Origin of the sequence: Burkholderia sp. L27(2015) (assembly GCF_009765705.1) — a bacterium.
In the GTDB taxonomy this organism is placed as follows: domain Bacteria; phylum Pseudomonadota; class Gammaproteobacteria; order Burkholderiales; family Burkholderiaceae; genus LMUX01.
On the sequence record NZ_LMUX01000017.1, the window covers coordinates 638053 to 650934 of the forward strand.

Sequence of the window (12882 nt, forward strand, 5' to 3'; positions counted from 1 at the left end):
CTTGCCCAGGCCTAGTTCGATTGTAGCAAGCCTCGCCAGCTTGAACGCCTACCCGGCATCGGTGTAAGTCGCCACCAGCGGCAAACTGACGCTGAACAACGCGCCCTCGCCCAGGCTGCTGAGCACCACAATTTCGCCCTGGTGCGCTTCGGTCAGTTGCTTTGTGATGTAGAGACCGAGGCCAAGACCACCGGGCGTATCGTTGTTCGCGCCGCGTTCGAAGGCATTGAAAATACGCTGCTGATCGGTACTCGAAATACCCACGCCGTAATCGCGCACATCGATACGCGCCTGATGCGCGTCCGCCGTCAGCGTCACTTCGATGGGGTTTTTCTGACCGTAGCGCAAGGCGTTGTTGAGCAAATTCGCCACCACCTGCTCGATCCGAAACGCGTCCCACAAGCCGATCACATGAGGCTGCGCCGTCAGTGCGATGGTGCTGCCCTGCGCGCCGGCTTGATGCGCCAGATCACTCACGATGCGCTCAAGCAACACCGACAGATCCGTCTGCTTGGGCCGTATCGATAGCCTGCCGCTGCGCATGCGCGATACATCGAGCATATCGTCGATCAGACGTATCATGCTTTGGATCTGGCGACCGTCGCGCGCCACCATTTTGTTCAGATTGTCTTCGTTGAACGCATCCAGGTTGTGCCGATCGAGCTGCATCTTGCGCACTTGTGCTTCCAGGAACAGCGTGTTGAGCGGAGTACGCAACTCGTGCGCCACCATCGACATGAACTCGTCACGCATCTGTACCGAGCGCTGCAATTCGGCCTGCGTCGCATGCAATTCCTGCAGCAAGGTCTCCTGCTCCTGGCGGCTTTTTTCCAATGCCGCGACTTGCCTGCGGGTTTCATGACGTTGCTGGTAGAGCGAGACGAACACATTCACCTTGCTCTTCACCGCCCCCACGTCCAGGGGCTTGTACAGGAAATCGACCGCCCCCGTTTCGTAACCCTTGAAGGCGTAATTCAATTCGCGGCCGGCAGCGCTGACGAACACAATGGGAATATGGCGAGTCTTTTCCGTACCGCGCATCAATTCGGCCAACTCGAACCCGTCCATGCCCGGCATCTGCACGTCGAGAATCGCCAGTGCAAACTCATGCTCGAGCAAAAGGGCAAGCGCTGCCTCGCCTGAGGACGCTTGATAAACCGTGCGACCGTCCTGTTGGATGATCGCGTTGAGCGCGCGCAGGTTTTCCGGCAGATCGTCAACGATCAGCAGCTTGGTGCTGTTTTCGCTCGACATTAATGCTTCTCCAGAGTCAGCAACAACGTATGAATCTCGTTCAATGACAAAATCAAATCCGGCCTTGAGTAATCGATGGCTGCCTGCGGCATGGTCGCCACCTGCGCCTCCCGCGGGTCCTGTACTACCGTGTAGCCGCCCATCTGCTTGACGCGAGCCAATCCGCACGCGCCGTCCCGGTTGGCTCCCGTCAATAGTATCCCGAGCAGCCCCGCGCCATAAACATCGGCAGCCGATTCCATCAGGATATCGATCGAAGGGCGCGAATAATGCACCGGCGGCTCGCAGCTCAACGACAAGGTATGGTCACGTTCCACCAGCAGGTGATACCCCGCGCAGGCAAAGTGCACGGTGCCGCGCTCGATCGCGGTCTTGTCGAGCGCTTCGCGCACCGGCAGCGCCACATGCGATCTGAACACTTCCGTTAGCCGGCTCTCCCTGTCCTCAGCCAAATGCAAGACCACCAGGATCGGCGGACCAAACGAAGCGGGCAAGTCGCGCAGGATCGCCAGCAAGGCGTCGATGCCCCCCGCCGAAGCCCCGATGACGATGGCTTCAAACGGTCCGTGCGAAATGGCTGGCATGAGCTGTTGCATGAGGGGTTGCACTATAGTTTGCGAAATAGCCGCTCCGGCTTGGCCAGTGTTTCAAACCGCGTCGAATAAGCCGAAAAATCGATACTTTCTTTGGCTCCCAGGCCAAGAAAACCTCGATGGCACAATGACTCATGGAACAAGCCCAGTGCGCGGTCCTGCAACGTCTTGTTGAAATAGATCAGCACGTTGCGACAGCAAATCAGATGCGTTTCGGCGAACACGCTGTCGGTGGCGAGGCTATGATCGGCAAACGTGACGTTTTCGCATAGCGAGCGGTCGAACAGGGCCGCATCGTAGGCGGCCGTGTAATAGTCGGAAAACGCCCTTTTACCACCGGCCTTCTGGTAGCTCTGGGTGTACCGGCGCACGCTGTCCACCGGGAACACGCCGCGCTTGGCCTTTTCCAGCGATTGCGGATTGATGTCGGTTGCATAGATCATAGACCGTTCCAGCAACCCTTCTTCCTTGAGCAGGATCGCCAGCGAGTACACTTCTTCGCCGGTACTACAGCCCGCCACCCATATTTTCAGCGATGCATAAGTGCGCAGCAATGGCACCGCCTGCTGGCGCAAGGCGAGAAAAAACTCCGGATCGCGAAACATCTCGCTCACGGGTATCGTCAAATACTGCAGCAACTGCATGAACATGGTCGGCTCGTGCAGCACACGTTCCTGCAAAGCCGAGATCGTCGCGCAGTTAAGCTGACCCAAGGCGTACAGCACCCGGCGCTTTTGCGAAGCGCCCGAGTAGTTGCGAAAGTCGTGGCTGTACTTCAGGTAGATCGCCTCCATCAACAAGCGCAACTCGATGTCGGTGTTGGTGGGCGAAATCATCAAATGCGTTCCATACTCGGCATCCACACGCGCAAGAGCGAATACAGGCGGTCAAGATCGATCGGTTTGGCGAGGTAGTCGGACGCACCCGCCTTCAGGCACTGCTCCTGATCGTCCTTCATCGCCTTTGCGGTTATCGCAATGATGGGCAGTTTCTCGAAGCGGGGGTCGCGCCGGATACGCCGCGTGGCTTCCAATCCATCCAGGCCTGGCATCATGACGTCCATCACAACCAGATCGATATCGGCCACTTCATCGAGCTTGCTGATCGCTTCGAAGCCGTCGCGACCGATTTCGACCTCGACGCCCTTTTGCTCCAGCGCACTCGTCAGCGCAAAAATATTCCGTACGTCGTCGTCGACCAGCAGAATGCGACGCCCTTCGAAGAATCGATCGCGGTTGCGTGCGGTTTTGAGCATCGCTTGGCGTTCCAACGAGAGTTCCGACTCCACCTTGTGCAGGAATAGCGTGACTTCATCGAGCAGGCGTTCGGGCGAACGCGCGCCCTTGATGATGATGGAGCGCGAATATCTAAGCAGATCGGCTTCTTCGTCGCGCGTCAGATTGCGTCCTGTGTAGACGATGGCCGGCGGAAAGGCGACGATATGTTCACTGCTCATGCGCTGCAGCAATTCGCGGCCCTGCATATCCGGCAATTTCAAATCGATAATCATGCAGTCGAAGACGGTCGTGCGCAGCAGGTTCAACGCCTCTTCCCCTGACTCCACTGCCATGATTTCGATATCGTCGTCGCCGATCAGTTGCACCACGCTTTCGCGCTGGCGCGCATCGTCTTCGACCAGCAGTACGCGCTTCATCTTTTGTGTGAATTTTTCTTCGAGCTTGCGAAACACCACGCGCAGTTGCTCGCGCGTCGTCGGCTTGATTGCGTAGCCGACCGCGCCCAGATGCATCGCCGTTTCGGTACGGTCGGCCGCTGACACGACATGCACCGGGATATGCCGGGTGTGCGCCTTTTCCTTCAGTTGCTGCAACACGCTCAGCCCGGAGCGGTCGGGCAGGCGCATGTCGAGCAGGATCGCGTCGGGGCGAAATTGCGCTGCCAAATGCAGGCCGTCCTCGGCGTTGTGCGCAACCAGGCAGTGGTAGCGCATCTCGTGGGCAAGCTCGAAGAGGATCTGCGCGAAATCGGTTTCGTCTTCGATGACCAGAACCGTGCGCGCCGTCGATAGGTCGGCGTCGCGGTCATCCGGAAATGCGGGCACGCCCAGCATGTGCTCGGATGCCGCTGACTCGGCGTGTGCGGCGGCAAGGCCTGTCGGCGTGGCCATAGTCACGCTCGCCAAATTTGAGTGGGCCGCTATTGAAGCCGGAGAGGCCGGGGAGCCTGCGGAAGCCGGGGATGCCACCACGGCAACACCACCGGCGCTTGCCGCAACGGCGGCCGGCGATGCCGTTTCCGACCAATGCTGCGGCAAGATCAGCGTAAATGTGCTGCCCTCGCCCGGTGCACTGCTCACAGCGATCGAGCCGCCCAATAGTGCGGCCAAATCGCGCGAGATCGAAAGCCCCAGCCCAGTACCCCCGTAGCGCCGGCTGGTTGTGCCGTCCGCTTGCCGGAACGCTTCGAAAATGATGTCCTGCTGGTCCGACGCGATGCCGATGCCCGAATCCCGAACCGCAAAACTCACGCCATGCGCGCCGCTGTGCCCGATTGTCAGCGCGATCTTGCCCGTCTCGGTAAATTTGATCGCGTTGGAGAGCAGGTTTTTCAAAATCTGCTCCAAGCGCTGGCGATCGGAAAAAATCGACTGCGGCGCGCCGGCGTCGATCTCCACCGTCAAAGCCAGATTCTTTTGAACCGCGAGCGGCTCGAACGTTAGCCTAATCGAGTCCGCCAGTTTGCCCAGATTCACATCGTCCGGCGCCAGCTCCAACTTGCCCGCCTCGACTTTGGAAATATCCAGGATGTCGTTGATCAGGTTCAGCAGGTCGTTGCCGGCCGAGTAGATGGTCTGCGCGAACTTGACCTGCTCGCCACTGAGGTTGCCGGTGGGATTTTCCGATAACAGCTTGGCCAGGATCAGCGAACTGTTCAACGGCGTGCGCAACTCGTGCGACATATTGGCCAGGAACTCCGACTTGTATTGGCTCGCGCGCTGCAAGTCACGGGCGCGCTCCTCCAACTCGATCTGGATCTGGTTCAGTGCACTGTTCTTCTGGTCCAGCGTCACGGCCTGATCGGCCAGTTGCTCGTTGGTTTGTTCCAACTCGGCCTTTTGGTTCTCGAGGCTTACCTGCGATTCCTCGAGAATGCGCGACTGCGCTTCCAGTTCCTCATTGGCCGTGCGCAGTTCCTCCTGCTGCACCTGCAGTTCCTCGTTGAGCTGCTGGGTCTCGGCGAGTATGTCCTGCAAGCGTTGGCGATAAAGCGCGCCTTCGATCGAAGCGCCGATGTTATCGGCGACCAGCAACAGGAACTCGATATCGCGATCGGCGATCGGTCGGACAAAACCGAGTTCCAGCACGCCATTCACCCGCCCATCGCTATCGAGCGGCACCATGACGACGTGCCTCGGCGGCGCTTCGCCCAAGCCGGACGTTACCTTCACGTAGTGTTCGGGCACGCTGTCCAGGCGGATCAGACGTTTTTCCGCAGCGCTCTGGCCCACCAGGCCTTCGTTGACGGCGAACGACTGATCGACTCGCTCACTCTCCTGGCTGAATCCATAGGACGCGAAGCGGCGCAACGTACCGTCCGCTTCGCGCACATACATAGCGCCAACCATCACGCCCAGACGCCCGGCCAGGAACTCCAGTATGGCGCGCCCCAGCGGCATAAGCGCCAGTTGGCCGATGCTCTGGTCAGCCAACTCGCTCTGCCCCGCGCGCAGCCAGCCCTGTTCCGCCAAGGCCTCGGCATGCTTTCTTTGCTGCTCCAATGCCACGCTGTAGGTCTGTGAAAGGCGCATCAATTCGCGGCGCCCGAACAGTGCCAGCAAACCACTGATCCCCAGGCTCAGGAGCAGGAACATCGCCACGGTAATGGTAGTGACACTATGCGCGGCGAGGTAACGCTCCTGGCGCAAACGCAACTCGACGTCGAAGAAGTCCCCCAACTCGCGTCGGACTTCGTCGGTTTCCACCTTGCCGCGCCCCGACCGAATGGAATCTACGTAGTCGCCATTGTGCCGCCGCAGATTTATCATCTCCTGGGCAAAAACATCCCATTGATTTTGCAGCGCGCGTATACGTTCGAGCCGCTCGACTTGCGGCGGGTTGTCGCTAACCAGCACCATCAGGTCGGCCAATTGGGTCGACAGCTTGGCATGGCCAATGTTGTACGGCGCGAGAAAGGTCTCGTCGCCTGTAATTAGGAAACCGCGCACCCCGGTTTCCTCGTCGCTGGCTAATTTGCTGATTTCGGTTGCGGCGCCGATAACGCGTTCGCTGTGGTCGACCCACGCCAGCACGGATAGCAGATAAAGAATCAAACCGACGAAAACGGCCGCGCTGAAGAAGCCGAGGATCACTGGGAAAACGATATTGCGTCGCAGAATACGGCGGAAATTCGTCTGATCGTGAATGCTTTGGCCGGTCATTTTTTCCAAACTCATTAGGGCAGCAATGGCGAAATTTTTGGCTTGGGGCTAGTTTTTGCTTCTTTGCTCTCGTTTTTGGCTTTCTTCCTTGGCGCCCTTCCTTAGCTTCCGTCTCCTGCAGCGCGCCAGCTTACAGGAACCGCATCATAACCGTGCCTGATTTAAAACCGGGCGAAAACATTTGCCCGCTCATTTGCCCGATACAAAGCACGCCCAGCCCGAGATCGATTGAGAATCTCGGGCTGGGCGATTTAAATGCGATTCGGTAATTAATACCGATATCTACGGTGAAAATATAAATGCGCTTCGGTAATTACTACCGAATCGACGAGTGAAGATATATTTGACTGTGAAAAACGATTTAGTTCGAAGTGGGCGCTTTATTTTGCGCTTTATCTTGCGCTCTCTCTTGTTGCCTCAGGTCACGGCCACAACCTCCGCCTCTCACGCCGCGGGCGTTTTTCGCGCCAACGCATCTCGCGCTTGCGCAACGATGTCAAACGAGTGCAGCCGCGCCGAATGGTCGTAAATTTGCGCGGTCACCATCAATTCGTCCGCGCCGGTGCGCTCGATCACTTCCGCCAACCCTTGTTCCACAGTCTCGGGCGAGCCCACTACAGAAAACGCCAGCGCCTGCGCAACGCCTGCACGCTCCATTTCCGATATCTCCAGATGCTCGACCGGTGGCTGCAACAGGCCCGGTATGCCGCGCCGTAAATTGACGAATTGCTGCTGCAGCGACGTGAATAGCCGGTGTGCCTGAGCATCGGTATCGGCCGCAAACACGTTCACTCCGACCATTGCATGCGGCTTTTCAAGCTGAGCCGAAGGCTGGAACCGCGTGCGGTACACGTGCAGCGCGGACATCAATTGATCCGGCGCGAAATGAGAGGCGAACGCGAACGGCAAGCCTAGCGCCGCCGCCAACTGCGCGCTGAACAGGCTGGAGCCGAGCAGCCAGATCGGCACCCGCAACCCGGCTCCCGGCACCGCGCGTATGTGTTGCCCCGGCTCGACCTCGCCAAACAGCCGCTGCAATTCGAGCACATCCTCCGGAAACGATTCGGCGCTTGCCTGCAAGTCACGGCGCAATGCGCGCGCCGTAGCTTGGTCGGTGCCGGGCGCGCGGCCCAGGCCGAGGTCGATGCGCCCCGGAAATAGCGAGGCCAGCGTGCCGAACTGTTCCGCAATCACCAGCGGAGCATGGTTGGGCAGCATCACCCCACCGGAGCCGACGCGGATGGTGGACGTGCCGGCGGCCACATGACCGATGACGACCGAGGTCGCGGCGCTGGCGATACCCGGCATGTTGTGATGCTCCGCCAGCCAGTAGCGGCAATAACCGAGCCGCTCGGCATGCTGGGCCAGATCGCGCGTATTGTGTAAGGCCTGGGCGGCGGTAGCGCCTACAGGAACCGGGCAGAGGTCTAATACAGAAAATGGAATCATCGGTAACCTGAGTGCAATGAGCTGAGCGCGAGGAGCTGAGTAATAAAGCTCAATGCACGGAGCTAAATGCGCGGAGTTGAATGCGGAGCTGGATGCGCCGAGCCGAATGAGCCGAGCTGAGGGCGCCGAGCTCAGTGCCTGAGAAAACTCCGATTGTGCCCGAGTGCGGAGATCGCCGCTGGCGACGCCCAAGCTACCCAAACGCATTCCGGATAGCGCAAAATGCCCCCGATGATCGCATCTGACTTAGTCCCGGGTTACCATCGGTGTTCCGGGTTTCGCCTACTTAACGAGCATCGACCACATGACGAATTCAACTGCATCGGCGCCTTCAGAGTCGCCACTCGACATGATCATCTTCGGCGGCGGCGGCGATCTTGCCGCCCGCAAGCTGCTGCCCGCACTTTATATGGCCCACTTGCATGGCAACTTGCCGCCGCAGACCAAAATCCTCGCGGTGGGCCGGCAAGACTGGTCGCGCGATGAATACCTCGGTTTCATGCAAACGCAGTCGCGCCCATTCGTCGAGGCGGCGGCGCTCGAACCCCAAGCGTGGGAAAGCTTTCTCGCTCTGTTCGAGTACGTGCGGATCGATGTGACCTCGCCAGCCGATTTCGCGCGCTTGGCGGCCGCGTCCCGGCCTCAGGTGCTACGCGTTTTCTATCTTGCCACCGCGCCCGACCTGTTCACGACCATCTGCGATAGCCTCGCCGAAGCCGGCCTGATCGACGAGCAATCGCGCGTGGTGCTGGAAAAGCCGCTCGGCCACGATCTGGCATCGGCACAAGCGATCAACGTAGCGGTAGGCAGGCATTTTGCGGAGCGGCAGATCTATCGCATCGACCACTATCTGGGCAAGGAAACCGTCCAGAATTTGATGGTGCTGCGCTTTGGCAACGCGATCTTCGGGCCGCTGTGGCAAGCGCCCTATATCAAGAGCGTGCAAATTACAGTGGCGGAATCGGTCGGTGTGGGCAGTCGAGCGGGGTTTTACGACCAAACCGGGGCCATGCGCGATATGGTCCAGAATCATTTGCTGCAACTGCTGTGCATCGTCGCGATGGAGCCACCGGTTTCGCTCGATCCGGACGCCGTACGCGATGAAAAACTCAAGGTATTGCGCTCGTTGCGTACGATGTCGCTGGCGGATATCACACGCGACACCGTACGCGGTCAATACTCAGCCGGGGCCGTCGCGGGCGAAGCGGTCAAGGGGTATCTCGAGGAAGCCAAGGTTCCGCCTCACAGCAACACGGAGACCTTCGTCGCGCTGCGCGCGCAGATCAACAACTGGCGCTGGGCCAACGTGCCGTTTTTCCTGCGCACCGGAAAACGGATGCAAAACCGGCTCTCCGAAATCGTGATCGAATTCGCCGACCTGCCGTTTTCGATTATTCCATGCGGCCCGCACAATTGCTCCAACCGGCTCGTTATCCAGTTGCAGCCCGAGGAATCGATCAGCTTGCAGATGATGGCGAAAGAACCCGGCAGCGGCATGCATATGCGCCCCGTCAACCTGTGCCTGGACCTGCAGCGCGCCTTCACGACGCGGCGTGCCGAAGCCTATGAGCGCTTGTTGATCGACGTGATACGCGGACGCCTGACGCACTTCATGCGCCGCGACGAACTGGAAGCGGCATGGACCTGGGTGGAACCGATACTGGAAGGCTGGAAAGAACTGCGCGACCCGCCTCGTCATTACAATGCCGGCACGTTCGGCCCGGCGGCCGCGACGGCGCTCATGGGTCGGGAAGGTTTGGTGTGGTCTGAGGAAGCTTGAGAGGTCAGGCCAGTACTTCCAACACGATCTCGGCCGTGATCAGAATGGGATTGGCGCCGCGCATGAGGCGGCCCGCCGCCACTTCCCCCTTATGATCGACCAGCTCGACATCCAGCGTGGCATGTGTTGCACCGTGCGATCGGACAGCGATGGTTCCGGTGCAGATCAACATTTCGGTGACTTCCGATGTCACGCTGCTGCCGTCTTCGAAAATCGCGCCGATGATGCTCGCCACGCCGCCCCGTACTACGGCCGCGGAAATCCCCTCGCTGCGGCAAAAGTCCTCCAGCGCCGTGCAGATGTCCTGATTAGGCAATAGACGTAGGGCAAAGCAGCGCTTCGATCGGGGTCGGTCGGAAATTGGCAAGGTCGACGGCTGCGCCACCGGCCCAAACAAGGTGAAATTGGTTTCCGCATCGGGATGCGCTTCGAAGCCAACACCGTCCAGCGACCAGATCCGTGCTTTGATCGGCTCGGCCACAATAGCTTCCGTCGTCAGCAGATGGCCGCCACGTGCCGTGCCGTGCTGCGACCAGATGGCGTGGCAGTGCAACAGCGGGCTGCCGTCACGTATGCCGAAGGTGCCGCGCGCGGCCTTGAGCGCGCTGACGCCGTCACCACTGAAGGGCTGGCTATAGAACGCTGCGTGCTCCGGCGTTTCCGAATAGGCCGGCAGGAAATAGCTAAAAGGCCCCAGCGCGCCGCCTTTCAGGTCCACCGCCGCACTGCTGCAACCGAATGCGGCAAGCGGTCGACGCACGGCCTCCAGCAAGGTCAAGCCCGGCTCCAGCAAGACTTCCAATGAGCTGCAACGGCCTTCGACGGCTTGAACTCTCCGTGCCGCAGGCGGCCCCGGTTGCTTGACACTGCGTGCAACGTCCATGACGCGATCACCTCGATGGAATGGCTGCCGGCAACCCACGGCCAGCATGCTCGTCGCATATAGTGCCATCCCAGGCCCCAACGTGCACAGTGGGGAAAGCCTGTGTCTTCGAACTAACGATGCCGAACTCGGTCGAACCGGATCGATTCGATTTTCGCGGTGGCTCTTCGGGATCGCTCTTCAAAACCGCTCTCTTGAGGCCACACACGTGGTGCACGCAGAGAGTCGAAAATCGCTCCGTTTCAAGGAGTTAGCGTGGAAATAAGCCCGATTTCGTCCAATGATGCTTTGACCCGTCTGCCGGCACCGCAACCGTTGCAGCAGGCCACGAGCGTGAGCGCCGCTGCGTCGGCGGCTGCGAGCCAGACAAACGCCGCCATAGCGCAAACGAACGCGATCTCGGCCACGCGGATTGCCGATCTCACGCACGACAACGCGCTATTGAAAGCCATTGAGCAAACGCTCGTGCAATTCAATTTGGCCGAGCGTATCCCCGGGATTTCGGCAAGCTCACAGACCGACGCCACGACCGGTGACTCCGGCATTCCGACTACCGCGCTTGCGACAGGTACCACGCCTTTGTTCACCGACGCGACGCCATTCACGACGGCCGTGGATGCTGCGGGGGCGACATCCGACGCCACCTCATCGAGCGCTTCATTGGTCGCCTCGCTGGTCACCTCCTTAGCCAACCCGTCGACCACCTCGTCCACCGCATTACCGACGGCCTCCGCCCAGCAGACCAACCTCACGGTAGCCAGTACGCAACTCACTCCTATAGCCGCCGAAGCGGTCATGGCGCTCGCGGGCGCGCTGTACCAAGCCGTGTCGCCGATAACGTACACCCATGTCAGCTCGCTCGAAACCATTACGACCGATGCTGTGCGCAGCGTCAATCCACCGGCCGCCATCGACCCGAGCATGACGGCATTTCGAGGCGGCTACGACCAAACAGGTTTCAAGCTCGCCTCTTTGGCCCACCAGGCGAACGGGCCGATCGATTCGACAGTGGCCAGCAACGACGCGCTTGCGACTTTGCGGGCCAATTACCAGAACCTGCTCGCCACCGCATCAGGTCCGGCCAGCAACCAGGCAGCGTATGCCGGCGCGCCCACACTGCAAGCATTCTTGCAGACCTTGATGCGCAACTTTAGCCCGGGCTTCACTGCCACGCCGGGCGTCAGCGCTGTGGGTAACCTGATCGAGACCACCGCCTGAGTCTCATCACGTTGTCGCGTTTTTATACTTGGGGGTAGGACGGCCGCCTCATGCGAAACAGCGTATCGGCTGTGATCTCGAAGTAATCCGCCGGCCCCCCGCCTCGCAGGATAGGCTGTGCCGCCGCAGTATCGTAGATGCCGTCTTTGAGCAGACTCTTGGCGATATGCACGCCAACCACTTCGCCGAGCACCAGCCACGTATTGACTTCGGCGCCGCTGGCACTTTGCAGCTTTATGATCTGGGTACAGCGGCATTCGAACGCAACCGGGCTCTCCGCCACACGTGGCACATTCACAATACGCCCAGGCTCCGGCGTCAGGCCCGCCAGCGCAAACTCATCGATCTCGGGTGGGGCCGCGGCGCAACTGCGATTCATCGCTTCGGCCAACGGACGGGTCGCTAGATTCCAGACGAATTCGCCAGTCTCTTCGACATTGGTCACGCTATCCTTACGGCCGACGCTGGAAAAACCGATGATAGGCGGCGTGTAATTAAATCCGTTGAAAAAACTGTAGGGCGCCAAGTTCAACACGCCCGCACCTGAACGCGAAGCGATCCAGCCGATCGGACGCGGACCAACAATGGCATTGAACGGATCGTGCGGCAGGCCGTGCCCGTTGGCAGGCTCATAAAAATGTTGCTCGTTGGACATGTCGCTTACCTGATGATGCGCTCGCACGCGAGCGCAATGAATTGCGGAGGACGTGCCATGCGCTACTTCGGCGGCGGGTCGGCCTGCTTAGCTTTCGTCGCTGGAAAATCGAAAACCAGGCACGTCGTGGTCGCATGGGCATAGAGTTTGCCATCAGGGCCTACCAGCCGCGCTTGCGCAGTGGCAACCTGGCCACCCACGTGAATCACGCTGCCTTCGGCCCGCACTAGCGGCACGGCCTTGGTCAGCGCACGGATCATGTTCACCTTCAGCTCCAGCGTCGTATAACTTTTTCCGGCCGGCAACGCCGAGTGAACCGCACAACCCACCGCCGAATCGAGCATGGCCGCGAACCACCCGCCATGAACGGTCCCTAGCGGATTGTAAAAGCGCTCGGACGGACGTCCCTGAAAAACCGCCTTGCCTTTTTCGACGTGTACCGCGATGAAATCCATCGTGTCGCCGATCGGCGGAAACGGCAATTCGCCGGCAAAGATGCCCTCGAAGACTTCCAGGCCCGATTTGCCGGCTACCTGCTCATACCGGGCAACGCCGGGTCCCGACTGGCCGCCGCTCGCATTGCGCGCCCGAACGGCAGCCTCCTCGGCCTCCCATCGCTGGCTTGCGTCCGCTGCTGATTCCATCTTCCTC

Annotated in this window: 10 protein-coding genes; 2 read left to right on the plus strand and 8 right to left on the minus strand. The window is 59.9% G+C overall.

Going from position 1 to position 12882, the window contains the following annotated elements; genetic code table 11:
- Positions 1 to 48: 48 nt before the first annotated feature.
- From GSQ77_RS16425 to GSQ77_RS16445, 5 genes are all read right to left on the minus strand, one after another.
- Positions 49 to 1254, minus strand: a complete 1206-nt coding sequence (locus GSQ77_RS16425; protein WP_158903789.1) for a hybrid sensor histidine kinase/response regulator — start codon at positions 1252 to 1254, stop codon at positions 49 to 51.
- On the minus strand, positions 1254 to 1838 hold the full coding sequence (locus GSQ77_RS16430; protein WP_158903790.1) for a chemotaxis protein CheB: 585 nt from the start codon (positions 1836 to 1838) through the stop codon (positions 1254 to 1256). The genes GSQ77_RS16425 and GSQ77_RS16430 overlap by 1 nt, the downstream gene beginning before the upstream one ends.
- Positions 1839 to 1861: 23 nt before the next feature.
- Positions 1862 to 2683: a protein-glutamate O-methyltransferase CheR gene (locus tag GSQ77_RS16435; protein WP_158903791.1), complete on the minus strand. Its 822-nt coding sequence runs from the start codon at positions 2681 to 2683 to the stop codon at positions 1862 to 1864.
- The gene (locus tag GSQ77_RS16440) at positions 2683 to 6246 is read right to left on the minus strand and encodes a response regulator (protein WP_158903792.1); all 3564 of its coding nucleotides are present in this window, start codon (positions 6244 to 6246) and stop codon (positions 2683 to 2685) included. The genes GSQ77_RS16435 and GSQ77_RS16440 overlap by 1 nt, the downstream gene beginning before the upstream one ends.
- A gap of 444 nt (positions 6247 to 6690) precedes the next feature.
- Complete coding sequence (locus GSQ77_RS16445) at positions 6691 to 7695, minus strand: LLM class flavin-dependent oxidoreductase (RefSeq protein WP_158903793.1); 1005 nt, start codon at positions 7693 to 7695, stop codon at positions 6691 to 6693.
- Between the two features lie 304 nt (positions 7696 to 7999).
- Here GSQ77_RS16445 and zwf point away from each other — a divergent pair, with 304 nt between their 5' ends.
- A complete protein-coding gene (gene zwf / locus GSQ77_RS16450) occupies positions 8000 to 9475 on the plus strand; it encodes a glucose-6-phosphate dehydrogenase (RefSeq protein ID WP_158903794.1) in 1476 nt (491 codons plus the stop codon).
- A 4-nt stretch (positions 9476 to 9479) separates the two neighbouring features.
- Here the strand turns inward: zwf and GSQ77_RS16455 are convergent, their stop codons facing one another.
- Positions 9480 to 10358: a DUF296 domain-containing protein gene (locus GSQ77_RS16455; protein WP_158903795.1), complete on the minus strand. Its 879-nt coding sequence runs from the start codon at positions 10356 to 10358 to the stop codon at positions 9480 to 9482.
- Positions 10359 to 10613: 255 nt separating this feature from the next.
- Here GSQ77_RS16455 and GSQ77_RS16460 point away from each other — a divergent pair, with 255 nt between their 5' ends.
- Positions 10614 to 11576: a hypothetical protein gene (locus GSQ77_RS16460; protein WP_158903796.1), complete on the plus strand. Its 963-nt coding sequence runs from the start codon at positions 10614 to 10616 to the stop codon at positions 11574 to 11576.
- A 22-nt stretch (positions 11577 to 11598) separates the two neighbouring features.
- Here GSQ77_RS16460 and GSQ77_RS16465 read toward each other — a convergent pair whose 3' ends face one another.
- Positions 11599 to 12231, minus strand: a complete 633-nt coding sequence (locus tag GSQ77_RS16465; protein ID WP_158903797.1) for a flavin reductase family protein — start codon at positions 12229 to 12231, stop codon at positions 11599 to 11601.
- A 62-nt stretch (positions 12232 to 12293) separates the two neighbouring features.
- Positions 12294 to 12875, minus strand: a complete 582-nt coding sequence (locus tag GSQ77_RS16470) for a PaaI family thioesterase (protein ID WP_158903798.1) — start codon at positions 12873 to 12875, stop codon at positions 12294 to 12296.
- Positions 12876 to 12882 lie beyond the last annotated feature (7 nt).